This is a genomic window from Streptomyces sp. HUAS MG91, from assembly GCF_040529335.1.
Classification (GTDB): domain Bacteria; phylum Actinomycetota; class Actinomycetes; order Streptomycetales; family Streptomycetaceae; genus Streptomyces; species Streptomyces tabacisoli.
On record NZ_CP159534.1, the window covers coordinates 1747277 to 1762229 of the forward strand.

At 71.3% G+C, this 14953-nt stretch carries 12 protein-coding genes; 7 read left to right on the plus strand and 5 right to left on the minus strand.

From position 1 onward, the window contains the following. Positions 1 to 491: 491 nt before the first annotated feature. Positions 492 to 1520: a phosphotransferase family protein gene (locus ABII15_RS08085; protein WP_353941588.1), complete on the plus strand. Its 1029-nt coding sequence runs from the start codon at positions 492 to 494 to the stop codon at positions 1518 to 1520. Positions 1521 to 1528: 8 nt separating this feature from the next. Further along, positions 1529 to 2743, plus strand: coding sequence for an acyl-CoA dehydrogenase family protein (locus tag ABII15_RS08090; protein ID WP_353941589.1), 1215 nt, complete (start codon positions 1529 to 1531; stop codon positions 2741 to 2743). A gap of 80 nt (positions 2744 to 2823) precedes the next feature. On the opposite strand, the gene ABII15_RS08095 is transcribed toward ABII15_RS08090, so the two are convergent. Then, positions 2824 to 2970 carry a hypothetical protein gene (locus tag ABII15_RS08095; protein WP_353941590.1) on the minus strand — a complete coding sequence of 49 codons (147 nt, stop codon included), beginning with the start codon at positions 2968 to 2970 and terminating at the stop codon, positions 2824 to 2826. A 75-nt stretch (positions 2971 to 3045) separates the two neighbouring features. Between ABII15_RS08095 and ABII15_RS08100 the strand changes: the two genes are divergently transcribed. Further along, positions 3046 to 3966 (plus strand): LysR family transcriptional regulator, encoded by a 921-nt coding sequence (locus ABII15_RS08100; RefSeq protein WP_353941591.1) that lies wholly within the window; start codon positions 3046 to 3048, stop codon positions 3964 to 3966. Here the strand turns inward: ABII15_RS08100 and ABII15_RS08105 are convergent. The 3 genes from ABII15_RS08105 to ABII15_RS08115 are packed head-to-tail and all read right to left on the minus strand — an operon-like array spanning position 3905 to position 6971. Continuing rightward, entirely contained in the window at positions 3905 to 4501 is a 597-nt protein-coding gene (locus ABII15_RS08105; RefSeq protein WP_353941592.1) for a TetR/AcrR family transcriptional regulator, read from the minus strand. The genes ABII15_RS08100 and ABII15_RS08105 overlap by 62 nt on opposite strands. A gap of 26 nt (positions 4502 to 4527) precedes the next feature. Next, positions 4528 to 6195: an AMP-binding protein gene (locus ABII15_RS08110; protein WP_353941593.1), complete on the minus strand. Its 1668-nt coding sequence runs from the start codon at positions 6193 to 6195 to the stop codon at positions 4528 to 4530. Next, positions 6192 to 6971, minus strand: coding sequence for an SDR family oxidoreductase (locus ABII15_RS08115; RefSeq protein ID WP_353941594.1), 780 nt, complete (start codon positions 6969 to 6971; stop codon positions 6192 to 6194). The genes ABII15_RS08110 and ABII15_RS08115 overlap by 4 nt, the downstream gene beginning before the upstream one ends. Positions 6972 to 7127: 156 nt before the next feature. Between ABII15_RS08115 and ABII15_RS08120 the strand changes: the two genes are divergently transcribed. The 3 genes from ABII15_RS08120 (at position 7128) to ABII15_RS08130 (ending at position 11153) form a co-directional block, all read left to right on the plus strand. Continuing rightward, entirely contained in the window at positions 7128 to 8378 is a 1251-nt protein-coding gene (locus ABII15_RS08120) for a DUF1343 domain-containing protein (RefSeq protein ID WP_353941595.1), read from the plus strand. 157 nt (positions 8379 to 8535) lie between these two features. Further along, on the plus strand, positions 8536 to 9789 hold the full coding sequence (locus ABII15_RS08125) for an MFS transporter (RefSeq protein WP_353946991.1): 1254 nt from the start codon (positions 8536 to 8538) through the stop codon (positions 9787 to 9789). A 92-nt stretch (positions 9790 to 9881) separates the two neighbouring features. Continuing rightward, positions 9882 to 11153, plus strand: coding sequence for a serine-threonine protein kinase (locus ABII15_RS08130; protein WP_353941596.1), 1272 nt, complete (start codon positions 9882 to 9884; stop codon positions 11151 to 11153). A 27-nt stretch (positions 11154 to 11180) separates the two neighbouring features. Here ABII15_RS08130 and ABII15_RS08135 read toward each other — a convergent pair whose 3' ends face one another. Next, positions 11181 to 14072, minus strand: coding sequence for a penicillin acylase family protein (locus ABII15_RS08135; protein WP_353941597.1), 2892 nt, complete (start codon positions 14070 to 14072; stop codon positions 11181 to 11183). Between the two features lie 268 nt (positions 14073 to 14340). On the opposite strand from ABII15_RS08135, the gene ABII15_RS08140 reads away from it, so the two are divergent. Beyond that, the gene (locus ABII15_RS08140) at positions 14341 to 14943 is read left to right on the plus strand and encodes a hypothetical protein (protein ID WP_353941598.1); all 603 of its coding nucleotides are present in this window, start codon (positions 14341 to 14343) and stop codon (positions 14941 to 14943) included. Positions 14944 to 14953 lie beyond the last annotated feature (10 nt).

Here is a 14953-nt window from a genome sequence, read left to right on the forward strand (position 1 = left end):
TCGTCCACCTGCGGCCCGGCGGCCGCTTCTCGCGCAGTTCCCCGCGCCCCTAGGTTGTTCGTCGACTGACGGCCGGTGGCCGCTTCTCGCGCAGTTCCCCGCGCCCCTGGGTTGTCGTCCACCTGCGGCCCGGCGGCCGCTTCTCGCGCAGTTCCCCGCGCCCCTGAGGCAGGCGCTTCGCGCCGCCTCTCCTTGAGGCGGCGATCCGCGCGCCTCTCTCCCGCTGGAGGCCAAGGTTCGCGGGGCTTCCCGTCGGAGGCGGGGGCCTGTTGATGAGATGGCGCACGCAGTGCGCATCTCAGGGGCGCGGGGAACTGCGCGAGAAGCGGCCACCGGGCCGCGGACGGAGAACGGAAACGGGGCAGAGCCCTTTCGTGCGGCCCGGGGCGTGGGCCACGGTTAGAACGATCACGTTTCCGTCTGGCACTGGACGACATACCGACTGGTCGGCATGATGAGTCGCAACCGTCCCGGATTCTCGGAGGACCACGATGAGTCACCCACCAGGCCTCGACCTCGACCAGCTGCGCGCCCACCTCGATCGCGAGCGGCCCGGCCTGGTCGGCGGGCCGCTGTCCGGGCGGCTCATCGAGGGCGGGCGGTCCAATCTCACGTACGAGGTGAGCGACGGCACGTCGAAGTGGGTGGTCCGCCGCCCGCCGCTCGGCCACGTGCTGGCCACCGCGCACGACATGAAGCGCGAGCACCGGGTCATCGCCGCGCTGCACGACACCCCGGTACCGGTGCCCGAGGCGCTGCTGCTGTGCGAGGACGACAGCGTGGTCGGAGCGCCGTTCTACGTCATGGAGTTCGTCGACGGCACGCCCTACCGGACCGCGGAGCAGCTCGCCCCGCTCGGCGCCGAGCGGACCCGCGCCGCGGTGCTCGGCCTCGTCGACACCCTGGTCGATCTGCACGCGGTGGACCCGGCCGAGTCGGGTCTCGGCGACTTCGGCCGGCCCGACGGCTTCCTCGACCGCCAGCTGCGGCGCTGGGGCAAGCAGCTGGACGCCTCCCGCAACCGCGAGCTGCCCGGCATCGACGAGCTGCACGCGGCCCTCGGGCGCTCGCTGCCCGGCTCCCCCGCCCCGACGATCGTGCACGGCGACTACCGGCTGGACAACGTCCTGGTCCGGCAGGATGCCGACGGCGTCGACCGGATCAAGGCCGTGCTCGACTGGGAGATGTCGACGCTCGGCGATCCGCTGACCGACCTGGGCCTGCTGGCGATGTACAGCGCCCGGCTCGAACTGCCCGACTCCCCCATCTCCACGACCGCCTCGGCCGCCGGGCACCCGGCCCCGGCCGAGCTGATCGAGCGGTACGCCGCGCGCTCGGGGCGCGACGTGTCCGCGGTCTCCTGGTACACGGCGTTCGCCTGGTTCAAGCTCGCCGTGATCCTCGAGGGCATCCACTACCGCTACACGCTCGGTCAGACGGTCGGCGCCGGGTTCGACCGGATCGGCGAGCTGGTCCCGGTCTTCATCGAGCACGGCACCGACACCCTCCAGAAAGGCTGACGCGCATCATGGACTTCGCATTCGACGCCCGTACCGAGGAGCTGCGCGGCAAGCTCCTCGCCTTCATGGACGAGCACGTCCACCCGGCCGAGGCGGTCGCCGCCGAGCAGCGCGCCGCGCTGGGCTCGCCGTGGGAGACCCCGGCCGTGGTCGAGGACCTGAAGGCCGAGGCACGTCGGCAGGGCCTGTGGAATCTCTTCCTGCCCGATGCCGAGCACGGCGCCGGGCTCACCAACCTCCAGTACGCGCCGCTGGCCGAGATCACCGGCCGCAGCCCGCAGTTGGCGCCGACCGCGCTGAACTGCGCGGCCCCCGACACCGGGAACATGGAGGTGCTCGCCCAGTTCGGTGACGACGCGCAGAAGAAGCAGTGGCTTGAGCCGCTGCTCGCCGGGGAGATCCGCTCCGCGTTCGCGATGACCGAGCCGGAGGTCGCCTCCTCCGACGCCACGAACATCACGACCCGGATCGAGCGCGACGGCGACGACTACGTCATCACGGGCCGGAAGTTCTACATCTCCGGCGCGATGAACCCGAACTGCAAGATCTTCATCGTGATGGGCAAGACCGACCCCGACGGCCCCGACATCCGCCGCCAGCAGTCGATGGTGCTCGTGCCGCGCGACACCCCGGGTGTGGAAGTACGGCGCGCCATGACGGTGTTCGGGTACGAGGACCACTGGCACGGCGGGCACGCCGAGGTGATCTTCGATCAGGCCCGGGTGCCGGCGAGCAACCTGATCGGCGAGGAGGGCGGCGGCTTCGGCATCGCCCAGGCGCGGCTCGGTCCGGGCCGCATCCACCACTGCATGCGGCTGATCGGCATGGCCGAGCGGGCCATCGACCTGATGTGCCAGCGGGCCGTGGCGCGCACCGCGTTCGGCAAGCCGCTCGCCCAGCAGGGCGTCGTGCAGGAGTGGATCGCCGACGCGCGGGTGGCCGTGGAGCAGTTGCGGCTGCTGGTGCTCAAGACGGCCTGGCTGATGGACACCGTGGGCAACCGGGGCGCCCACACCGAGATCCAGTCCATCAAGATCGCGACTCCGCGGACCGTGGTCGACATCATCGACAAGGCGGTGCAGTTGTACGGGGCCGGTGGGGTGTCGCAGGACTATCCGCTGGCGGAGCTGTGGGCGGGGGCGCGGACGCTGCGCTTGGCCGACGGCCCGGACGAGGTGCACCAGCGGTCGCTGGCCCGGCGGGAGTTGAAGCGGTTCCTGTAGGTCTCGTCGTCGGGCGCGGGTGATCTGTGGCTGGTCGCGCAGTTCCCCGCGCCCCTTGAGGCTGCGCCCCCGGACGAACCTCAATAACCGCCGCCCGCCGTATGGTCCGCCAGGGCCAGGCGACGCAGGAAGCAGCGCACGCGCAGGGCTCCGCGGGACAGCAGCCGGACGGCGGCCGGGACGCGCGGCGCGTAGGCGGAGGTCCAGAGGGCGGGTACATGATCCATGCCCACCAGGCTCCGGGCCTCCGGACTCCCCGTCCAACAGATCGTTTCGCTCGGACCCATCCATAGAATCGATGGGTGGAGATACGTCAGCTGCGCCACTTCGTGGCGGTCGTGAACGAGGGCAGTTTCACCGCGGCGGCCCGTGCCGAGCTCATCGTGCAGTCCGCGCTCAGCACGTCGGTCCGCAATCTGGAGCGCGAGCTGGGCGCGGAGCTGTTCGACCGTACGGGCCGCCGGGTCGTGCTCACCGAGGCCGGCCGCGCGCTGCTCCCGCAGGCGCGGCAGGTGCTCGCGGGCGCCGAGGCCGCGAGGGAGGCCGTGGCGCAGGTGTCGGGGCTCGGTACGGGGCGCGTGGCGATCGGCACCATCCAGACGCTGACCAGTGTGGACCTGGCGGCCGAACTCGCCGCGTTCCACCGGGAGTTCCCCGGGATCCAGGTGTCGGTGCGGGAGGCGCCGGTGGCGGAGCTGACGGACGGGCTGCGGGCCGGCGAACTGGACCTGGCGTTCCTCGCGCCCGACGCGCGGCGCCTGCCGGACGGACTGACGGCGTTCGGGACCTGGCGCGAGGACCTGGTGCTCGTCACCGCGCCCGGTCATCCGCTCGCGACGGCCGGGCGCACGCTCATCAAGGATCTGGCGGACGAGCCGTTCATCGACTTCAAGGCGGGTACGGGCCTCGAGTCCGCGGTGCGCAGGCTCGCCGCGCACTGCGGGCTTGAGCGCCGCATCACCTGTGACGTGACCCAGATCGGGCTGCTCGTGGATCTCGTACGGGCCGGGATCGGGGTGGCGATCGTGCCGCGGCGGATCGGGGAGGCGGCGGGGCTGCCGTGCGTGTCCATCCGGCAGCCCGAGCCCGGCCGGACCGTGGTGCTCGCGGGGCGGGCGCCCCGGCCGCGCAATCCGGCGGCCGGGGCGCTGCTGCGCAGGCTTACGGCCGCAGTGCCCGCAGCAGCAACTCCGCCAGCTGGTCCGCGAGTTGCTGCGGGGTGAGCGGGCCGTCGGGGCGGTACCAGGTGGAGAGGTGGTGGACCGAGCCGAAGTGGTAGTCCACCACCAGGTCCGCGGAGGTCTCCGGGGAGAAGACGCCGGTCCGCTGGCCCTCCTCGATGAGCGCCCGGAACCGCTCGTGGTAGCGGCGCCGCTCCGCCCGTACCTGCTTGTTCTTCTCGGGGCTGAGGTGGTGCATGGAGCGGAAGAAGATGGCCGCGTCGTCGAGGTTCTCGATGGTGGTGACGACGACGTCGGCCGCCGCCTCGCGCAGCCGCTGCTCGACCGGTTCGTCCCGGTCGGCGAAGGCGTCGAGCCGGTCCTGCTGGAGGCGGAGCAGACGCGCGTACACCTCGTGCAGCAGATCGTCCTTGGAGCCGAAGTAGTGGTAGAGGGCGCCCTTGGTGACGCCCGCGGCCTCCACGATCTCCTGGACCGAGGTGCGGTCGTAGCCCTGCTCGGCGAAGAGCCGGGTGGCGGCCGCGAGGAGGCGCTGCGGAACGGGTGTGCCGTCGCCGCCCGTCGTCGTCCTGGGCACTGCCGCCACCTGCCTTTCGCTGTCGACTAACCGTGTGCGGAGGGAGAACGCAGCTCCCGTCGGAGGATCTTCCCACTTGCCGTCTTGGGCAGCTCGCGCAGGACCTCCACCTCCCGCGGATATTTGTACGCCGCGAGCCGGTCCTTGCAGTAGGCAGCCAGCTCGTCGGGGGTCGCCTCCGCGCCGGGGCGCAGACTGACGTAGGCCTTCACGGTCTCACCGCGGTAGGCGTCGGGGATGCCGACGACGGCGGCCTCCCGGACGCCGGGGTGGGTGTAGAGGACGTCCTCGACTTCGCGCGGCCACACCTTGAAGCCGGACGCGTTGATCATGTCCTTCTTGCGGTCGACGACGTACAGCCAGCCGTTCGCGTCCATGAAGCCGATGTCGCCGGTGCGCAGCTCCCCGTCGGGGAAGCCCTCCGCGGTGGCCTCGGGGCGGCGCCAGTACCCCGGCACGACCTGCGGGCCGCGGACCGCGATCTCGCCCTGCTCGCCGAAGGGCAGCTCGTTGCCGAGGTCGTCGAGGATGCGGACCACCGAGTCGGGGCCGGGGACGCCGACCGCGAGGGTGCCGGAGACCGGGTCGACCGGCGCTTCGGTGCCGGGCGGCACGGACGCGCAGGGGGCGGTGCACTCGGTGAGGCCGTAGCCGTTGTGGATGTACGGGCCGAAGGCGGCGCGGAACTTCTCCACCAGGGCGGGCGGCACCGGGGCGCCGCCCGACGAGATCGAGGAGAACGACGCGAAGTGCTCGCGGGTGGCCTGCGGCTGGGCGGCAAGGGCCATGAAGGCGGTGGACGGGCCGACGGTGTAGGCGGGCTCGTGCTCGGCGAACGCGTCGAGGACGACGCCCGGCTCGAAGCGGTAGGCGAGGGCGAGGGTGCCCGCGTTGGCGAAGGAGGCGACCAGCTCGCACACCATGCCGGTGATGTGGAAGAGCGGCGCGAGCGCGAAGTAGGCGGCGCCCTCGGGCAGGCCGAGGCCGGTGCGCTGGCGCTCCGCGTTGTAGGTGATGTTGCGGTGCAGGTTGGTGGCGCCCTTCGGGGTGCCGCTGGTGCCCGAGGTGTAGCTGATGAGCGCGATGTCGTCGCCGGACGGCTCCCGGTCGGCGGGTGCCTGGTGGCCGGCGCGGGCGACGGTGACGAGGTCGTCGGCGTCCGTGGCGGCGGGGGCGACCCGCTCGAAGTTGAGGACCCGCTGGTCGCCGCGGGTCTGGAGGTCGAGTTCGCAGGCGGTCAGCACGATCCGTACGGGAGAGTCCGCGGCGGTCTCGCGCAGATACGCCTCCCAGGCGCGGTCCGTGCAGACGAGCCCGGTGACCTCGGCGTCGTGCAGGACGTGTCCGACCTCGCCGGACTTGTACATCGGGTTGACCGGGACGACGACGGCGCCCGCCTTGAAGGCGCCGAGCAGCGCGAGCACGAAGTGCGGCGAGTTCTGCAGCATGATCGCGACGCGGTCGCCGCGGTTCAGACCGCGCTCGGCGAGGTGCCCGGCCACCGAGTCGGACAGGGCGTCCACCTCGGCGTAGGTCAGGCGGCCGTCGAAGTAGGCGAGGGCGACGGTGTCGGGGGCGCGGCGGACCGCGTCGGCGAAGGTGTGGGCGACGGAGGCGGCCGGGGTGACGGGGGCCTTCTGCGCGTCGCTGAGGACGCCGAGCCAGGGCTGGGCCGCGTAGATCGAGGTGCTCACCGGGCGGCCTCCCACTTCTGCTGGATGTGGTTCATGTTCGTCAGCCAGCGGTCGGGGACGGCGGCGCGGGCCGTGTAGTACTCGGCGACCTCGGGGTGCGGCAGGATCAGGAAGCGGTCCTCCGCCATGCCCGCGAACAGCGCGTCGGCGACGTCCGCCGGTTCGATGGCGGTCGGGGCGAGGACCAGGTCCCCGGCGGAGCCGGAGGCGGTCAGCATGTCGGTGCGCACGCCCTGCGGGCAGATCGCGTGGACCTTGAGGCCGCGGTGGCGGTAGGTGAGCGAGAGCCATTCGGCGAAGGCGTACGCGCCGTGCTTGGTGACGCTGTACGGGGCCGCCCCGACCATGCTGAGCAGGCCCGCCGCGGAGACGGTCGAGACGAACCGGCCGGCACCGCGCTCCAGCCAGTCGGGGAGCAGGGCGTGGGCGGCGCGGACGTGCGCCATCACGTTCACGTCCCAGGCCGCGGCCCAGACCTCCTCGGGCGCGGCCTCGGTGCCGCCGGAGGCCAGGCCCGCGTTGGCGCAGTAGACGTCGACGGTGCCGCCGAGGGCGTCGCGGGCCTGCTCGACGACGGTGGAGGCGTCTCCGGGGACGGCCGTCGCGCCGATCTCCCCCGCGACGGCCGCGGCCCTGTCGGCGTCCAGGTCGTTGACGACGACCCGTGCGCCGGCGTCCGCGAACCGGCGGGCGAGGGCGGCGCCGATGCCGCCGCCCGCGCCGGTGACGACGACTGACTGGCCTTGCAGACTCTCCACCACGGTCTCCTTCGACATGATGAGATCGGCTCGTTGCCCCAGCAGACTAACCAGTCGGTATGTCGTGGTGGAAGGGGTTCGGGCCTGATGATCCGCCGAGGTTCGTTCCCCGCGGCCCGTCCACGGGCTAGCGTGCATGGCCATGCCAGTTCCGATGATCACGGAGGTTCCCGCATGAACATGTCGAGACGGGTGCTGCTCGCGGCGGGCGCGGGGGCGGCGGGCGCCGCCGGCGTCGGCGGTACGGCGCAGGCGGCCGGGCGGGGCGGCGGAGGGCGGCCGCTGCGCACGGGCTTCGAGCGGCTGGAGGCGGACGGCTACCGGCTCCTCGACGGCGAGAAGGTCGGTGTCGTCACCAATCCGACCGGCGTCACCCGCGACGTCCAGCACATCGTGGACGTGATGCACGGCGACGAACGCGTCGACCTGAAGGCCGTGTTCGGCCCGGAGCACGGCTTCCGCGGCACCGCGCAGGCGGGCGGCTCGGAGGGCCGCTACGACGACCCGGCGACCGGACTCCCGGTCTACGACACGTACCTGAAGAGCGGTCAGACGCTCGCGGACATCTTCACGGCGTCCGGCGTCGACACGGTCGTCTTCGACATCCAGGACGTGGGCGCCCGCTTCTACACCTACATCTGGACGCTGTACGACTGCATGGAGGCAGCCCAGCTCGCGGGCAAGCGGTTCGTGGTCCTCGACCGGCCGAACCCGATGACGGGCCGGAACGCCTACGGGCCCGTGCTGCACAAGGAGTTCGCCACGTTCGTCGGCCGCCGCGAGATCTCGCAGGCGCACGGCATGACCGTCACAGAGCTGGCCCGGCTGTTCAACGGCGAGTACCTGGCGCACCCCGTCGAGCTGGCCACGGTCCCCATGACCGGCTGGCGGCGCGGCGACTTCTACGACGCCTCGGGCCTGCCGTGGGTGCCGCCCAGCCCCAACATGCCGACGCCCGACACCGCCCTGGTGTACGCGGGCACCTGCCTTTTCGAGGGCACGAACCTCTCCGAGGGCCGGGGCACGACCCGCCCCTTCGAACTCCTCGGCGCCGAGGGCATCGACCGGGCGTGGGCCGCGGCGGCGAACGAACTCGCCCTGCCCGGCGTGCACTTCAGGGAGGCGTACTTCGCGCCGACGTTCTCCAAGTTCCAGGGCAAGACGATCGGCGGGGTGCAGCTGCACGTCGACGACCGGGAGTCCTTCGACCCGGTGCGCACGGGCATCGCGCTCCTCGTCACCGCGAAGCGGGTCTGGAAGGACTTCGCCTGGCGCTCGGACAACTGGATCGACAAACTCACGGGGTCGACCCAGGTCCGCACGATGATCGACGCGGGGGCCTCGGCGGACGAGGTGGTGGCCGCGTGGCGCAAGGAGCTGGGCGCGTTCAGGGACGTACGCCGCAAGTACCTCACGTACAAGTAGCCCCGGCCCCGCAGTCCGTCTCGGAATCCGGGACGAGCGTCCCAGAATATTGACTGGACCGTACACGGACAATCAGAGTCGACCCGTGCTCAAAGACGACTCGACCAGGGAAGACGCGGCGTCGGCGGACGCGGCGCAGGCCGCACCACCCGAGAGCCTGCGCCGCGTCGCGGTGGCCAGTTTCATCGGTACGGCCATCGAGTTCTACGACTTCTACGTCTACGGAACGGCCGCCGCGCTCGTCCTCAACGACGCGTTCTTCCCGAACCTCTCCGACCTGAACGGCACCCTCGCCTCCTTCTCGACGTACGCCGTCGCGTTCGCCGCCCGCCCGCTCGGCTCGCTGGTCTTCGGCCACTTCGGCGACCGCGTCGGCCGCAAGTCGGTGCTCGTGGCGTCACTGCTCCTGATGGGCCTGTCCACGGCGTGCGTGGGCCTGCTGCCCGGCTACGCCACGCTCGGCGTGTGGGCGCCGGTCCTGCTCGTCCTGCTGCGCTTCCTCCAGGGCGTCGGGCTCGGCGGCGAGTGGGGCGGGGCGGCGCTGCTCGCGGTGGAGCACGCGCCGCGCGGTAAGCGCGGCCTGTTCGCCGCGTTCCCCCAACTCGGCCCGTCCGTCGGCTTCTTCGCGGCCACGGGCATCTTCTGGCTGCTGTCGGAGACGCTGTCCGACGACGCGTTCACGTCGTGGGGCTGGCGGGTGCCGTTCCTGCTCTCCTTCCTGCTCGTCGCGGTCGGCCTGTTCGTCCGGCTGAAGATCAGCGAGACGCCGGTCTTCCAGAAGGTGATGGACCGGCAGGAGGCCAGCAGGGCACCGGCGTTCGAGGTGTTCAAGCGGCATCCGAAGGAGATCCTGCTCGGCGCGGGCGGCATGATCATCGCGTACGGGCTCTTCTACACGGCCACCACGTACTGCCTGGCCTACGGCACCAAGACGCTCGGCGTCGCGCGCGGCACGATGCTCACGACGCAGCTCGTGGCCTGTCTGTTCCTGGCGGCGGGCACCTGGCTGGCGGCGACCCGCTCGGACGCGGGCGGCCGGCGCAGGATGGTGCTGATCGGTTCCGGCATCGCGGTCGTGTGGGGCCTGGTCCTGTTCCCGCTGATGGACTCGGAACAGCCGGTGCTCATCGCGCTCGCGCTCGGCGGCGCGCTGTTCTGCATGGGTGTGGTGTACGGCCCGATGGGCGCCTATCTCCCTGAGCTGTTCGGGGTGCGGGTGCGCTACTCCGGCGCCTCGTTCGCGTACAACCTGGGCGGGGTGCTCGGCGGGGCGGTGGCCCCGCTGGTGGCGACGCGGCTGCAGGGCTCGTTCGGCTCGGCGTCGGTGGGCTGGTACGTGAGCGCGATGGCGGTCGTCTCCCTGCTGTGCGTCCTCGCGCTGCCGGAGACACGGGAACGCGAACTCATTTAGCAGCAACCGACTTTGACGGACTGTATGGCCAACCCCGGGGACCGGCGGGACGATGCGGCACACCGCACGGACCACTGCCACGGGGGTTGGCCATGGCTGCACCGGAAGTACATGTACGTCCTTACTGGGAGATGACGTTCGACGCCGGCGGGGACCCGGACCCCGGGCAGCGGGACGCGCTGCTGCGCGGGGTGCGCGAGCGCGGCGTCCGGGACCTGGTCCTCCTCGCGCACGGCTGGAACAACGACCACGACACCGCGACCCGGCTCTGCGACCGCTTCTTCGCGCCGTTCCCCTCCCTCGCGCCCGGCGCGCACCTCGGCTACGCGGGCGTGCTGTGGCCCTCGATGCGGTTCACCGACGAGCGGATCCCCGACTTCGCCCCCGCGGCGGCCGTCGCGGACCCCGCCGGACCGCGGTCGGCCCTGGACCGCGAGACCCGGCAGGCGCTCGACACGGTCTTCCCGGGACAGGGGCCCGTCATCGACCGGCTGGCCGCGATCCTCGACGAGCGGCCGCCGGACGCGCTCGACGAGTTCGGCAGTCTGGTACGGCAGTTGGCGGGGGTGCGCACGGACGGGATCGCCGCCGACACGGTGCCGGAGCTGTCGGCGCACAGCGCGCTCGCGATGTTCCGTACGGACACCCGGAACATCTGCATGGAGTTCGCCGACACGCTGGCGGAGACGGCCGGGGACATCGCCGCGTTCAGACTGCCCGACGGCCTGTCCAAGGTGTGGAACGGGGCGCACGAACTCCTGCGCCAGGCAACCTACTTCGCCATGAAGCGGCGGGCGGGAACGGTCGGGCAGAAGGGCCTCGGACCCGCGCTCGGACGGCTCGCCGCCGAGGCACCGGAGGTGCGCGTGCACCTGGTCGGGCACAGCTTCGGCGCCCGCCTCGTGTCGTTCGCGCTGGCCGGACTGCCCGGGACGGCACGGAACGTGAAGTCGGTGACGCTGCTCCAGGGCGCCTTCTCGCACTACTCGTTCGCGCGGCGCGGCGCCCTGAACGGCCGGCAGGCCCGCGTCGACGGCCCGCTGGTGGGCTGCTACTCCCGCTTCGACACGGCGCTGGGCGTGCTGTATCCGCTGGCATCCCGCCTGGCGGGCGACGACCGCGGCGTCATCGATCTCGGCCTGCGCTGGGGCGCCCTGGGGCACGACGGGATCCTGGAGGTTAACGGGTCGGTGCGCACCTCCCTGGCCGAGGTGCTGGGGTCCGGGGTGCCGGGGTCGGGGTGCGTGAGCGTGGACGCGTCCCAGGTGGTCCGCGACGGGCCGCCGCCGTCCGGCGCCCACAGCGACATCTGCCATCCGGAGCTGGCGCGGGTGGTGCTCGGGGCCGGTCGGATCACCCCGTGAGGGGCGATCCGACCGGTCCCCAAGGAGCTACCGGTGGGCCGGAAACTCCACGACCTGCTGATACGTCGGCCGGTTCTGCCACTGCATCGAGCGGTGCGTGATCCCGCCGAGCGCCCGGTGGACGATGGTGTCCGCGCACCACTGGTCCCCGGCCTTGCAGTTGTCGTCACCGGGGTAGACCTCGGTGGCCGGCTTGGCGGCGGCCGTCGCCAGGGTCTTCAGGAGCGCGTCGCGGCAGGCGGAGAGGTCACCGGCGCCGCAGTACTGCGCGCCCAGCTTCCCCTGCACCGGCTGCCCGAGCACCGACCGCAGATCCTTGTCGACATAGCCCCACCAGCCGTACTGGAACGAGGATCCGGCGTGCGAGCCCGTCGGCCCGTGACCGGCGGACGGCGCCTCGTCCACGGTCAGTTCACCGGTCAGCGCCTGGTAGAGGTCGTCGCCGAGGCCCGGCTTGAACTCGGCCTCCACCAGGAGCGGCCACCACGCGTCCATGATCCGTACGGCGTCCGGATGCGCGTACGTCTTGGATCCGGCGGACGTCTGGTTGCGCTGGGCGCCGCCCTTCTGCCAGGCCTCCAGCTGCTGCACGGCCTTGGCCTGCGCGGGGTCGTCGACCGGCTTGCTGCGGATCACCTTGAGGATCTCCGGCAGCACCTGCTCGCCGCGCAGATCGGTGACCGCGGCCTCCTCCATGGCCTGCGTCAGCGCGGCGCGGGTGACCCCGCCCTGCTCGGTGAGCTTCTTCACCCGGCCGTTCAGCAGGTCCGCGCGGTGCACGGCGCCGAGGCTGAAGTTGGCGGCCCCGAAGCCCTTGGCCTGCTTGTTGTTCCAGGAGACGTAGTAGTCCTGGTTCACGGAGTTCGGGTGCTGGTCCGGCGGGGTGTACGCGGCCGTGTTGTCCGCCGGGTCGAAGTCCTTCCACTCGTAAGCCGGTTCGGCCTTCACGGGCAGCGAGCCGTCGACGTCGGCCGCCCGCACCGGGTTGCTGCCGCTGTTGTAGTACGCGATGTCGCGCGAGTCGGCGTAGAACCAGTTGAAGGCGTAGCTGATGTGCTGCGCCGCCTTCTCGAAGGTCGCGGCGTCCTTGACGTACGACGGGTCGTTGAGCATCTGGAAGCCGATGATCGAGTCGGCCTCGTGCCGGTAGGTGGAGCGCAGCGCGGTGTACGCGACGGGCTTGCCGCCGACCGTCGCGCGGTGCGTGACGATGCCGTACTTCGTGCGGAAGACCTGCATGCGGTAGGAGCCGGCCGCCGTGGAGTCGGCCACCGTCGGCTTCCAGGAGTTCTTCTTCTCCAGCTTGTCCATCGGCGTGCAGGTGCCGTGGAAGAGGTACGACGTCGACTGCTTGGTGGGCGTCGAGCCGTCGGCCTCGCACAGCTGGACCGCGTAGGTGTCCGTGATGTCCTGTCCGGCGGAGGTCGCCGACCAGGAGTAGTCCTGGCCGCGGCCGAGCTGGATGTACATGCCGACCCCGGCGAAGGAGACGCCGCGGGCGCTGATGCCGGGGCCCTGGAGCTCCTGCATCATCAGCAGCTGGGGCGCGAAGTAGCCGGTCTGCGGGCCGAACACGGCGACCGGGTGGCCGGACGCGGTGTGGGCGCCGGAGACGAGCAGCGCGTTCGACATGCCCTTCCTGGTGCCCGACTCGGCGCCGGCGAACAGGTCGGCGGGGAGCACCCCGTCGTCGTACATGCCCTGGAGCGGCTTGAGGTTCTTCGACGCCTTCACCGGGTCCTTGGCGATGCTGTCGCCGGACTTGGCGGACGCCGTGGCGGCCGAGCCGGTGCGGTCGTAGACGACCTGCTCGGACTGGACGGATCCCTTGTCGGGCATGGCCTGGCCGCGCGCGTTCGCCGGTTTCTGGCCGTAGGGGAAGCTGGTGCCGTCGTGGATGGTGCTGACGGCCTCGGGGTCGTCGCGGCCGCGGAAGGACTCCCAGACCTCGGTGCCCTTCTGGACGCCGTACTTCTCCTGCGCCTGCATCAGCGAGAGGGCCTGGCCGACCTCTCCCCCGCCGCCGTTGCCGAACAGACCGCCGACCACCGAGGCGAGCGCGATCATGTCGGTCACCTTGAACGGCTGGATCTCGCCGACGTTGGTGATCGCGTCGACCTTGCCGGTGAGCACGTACTCACCCGGGAAGTAGCGGCCGTTCTTCGACTTGACCCGGTAGGCGTTGAGGCCGTCGATGTAGGCCTGCGCGTCGTCCATGGCCTGCTGGCCGCGGGTGCCGCCCTGCGTCTTGATGAAGTCGACCTGCTTCTGCAGATCTTCCTCGGTGTACGGGGCCTGCGGCCAGAACTCCTGTTCCAGTCCCTGGTTGGCCAGCGCGCCGCCCGCGAAGGACGTCAGCTCGCCGCGGCCGATGTGCCGGAACAGGTCGATCAGCCACATACGGTCCTGACCTGCGGCGAAGCCGGCGCCGAACTCGGTTCCGTAGCGCGTGGAACCTTTGATGTGGGGTACGCCGTTCTTCTTGTCACGGGTGATGGTCACATCGTCGCGCGGGCGCGTGACGGAGGCGACCTGATCGTCCGGTACACCGAAGGAGGAGTCGTTGAAGAAGTTCGAGAGTGTGTCGTCCGTGAGCGACGGGTAGCCGGACGAGAGCGCGTCATAGGGGCCGAGCTGATCGTCCGCATGCTGCGGCTGTGTGCCGAACAGCTTGTTCCCGAGGATCTCGGCGAGCGTCGCGCTGCCGTTCGCCCCGGGCGGCAGTATGTCCGAGCACTGCCCCTTGCAGTAGTCGGTGACCGGGACGGGTTCGTCGGCGGCGCTGGCCGCCGAGGTCGTCAGTGGGGAAAGGAGTCCCGCGGTGAGCAGGAGAGCCGCGGCGGCCGTAACTCTCCGCAGAGGACCGCGGGTCCTGCCGGTCGCTCTGTTCAGGGTGGTGCGTGGAATGCGTCGTCGCATGCCTGGTCCTCCCGACGATGGGTGTGCCGGAGGTTACCGGCGGTTAGCCAACGACAGAAGATGAACATGCGTCACGTTTTCGGAATCATCACAGGGATCACTCAGCAAGTCCCCGGCCTCACAAGGTGCCGGTGATGGACCCCATCGGAAATCGAATGGGAATCGGCGGCCCTCGAAGGGATCCGAATCGTGTGTCGGTACGTCTACTCGGCGACGTCGCTCCAATGCTGCGGCGACGCCGACGTACGTGTGACGGAGGTGCAGGGCGATGGCTGGATTCCGGAGTCTGGCAAGACAGGTGCGCGATCCGCGCAACGATCTGGCACTGCGGCGTTACTCACTGCGCAAGTGCCTTGAGAGATTCGCCCCCTACGGGCACCGGGCGACCTGGGACCACCTGTGTTCACGGGCCGGTTTCGGGCCCGAGGACCGCTCCCCCGACCCGGCCAGGCTGGTCGCGGCGCTGGAGGAGCTGGAGGAGGCGCGGGCCGTCTGGCTCGCGTACGAAGTCGCCTTCGCGGAGCGCAGGCGCAAGGAGAAGCACGACGGGCTGCGCCGCCCGGGCACGGTGGACGACTGGCACCGGCTGACCTGGGGCGGCTTCGGAGTCGCCTGGTGCGACGATCCGTCGGTGCACCCCACCGGAGCGCTGGCCGAGGTTCTCCGCCGGCTGATCGCCGCTCTGGAGCGCGACCCGGGCGAGTGCTGCCCGGTCTGCGCGGGCAGCGGGCTCGTCTGGATGCACGACCTGGCGCACGAGCCGTCGTCGGGCCCCGTCTGCACCCGCTGCGGCATCGTCGTGCCGCGGCCGGTTCTCACATCCGCGGCCCTCACCGAGGCCCGCCGCGCACGATTGCTGGTGTCGGCCTAGACAGGCCCTG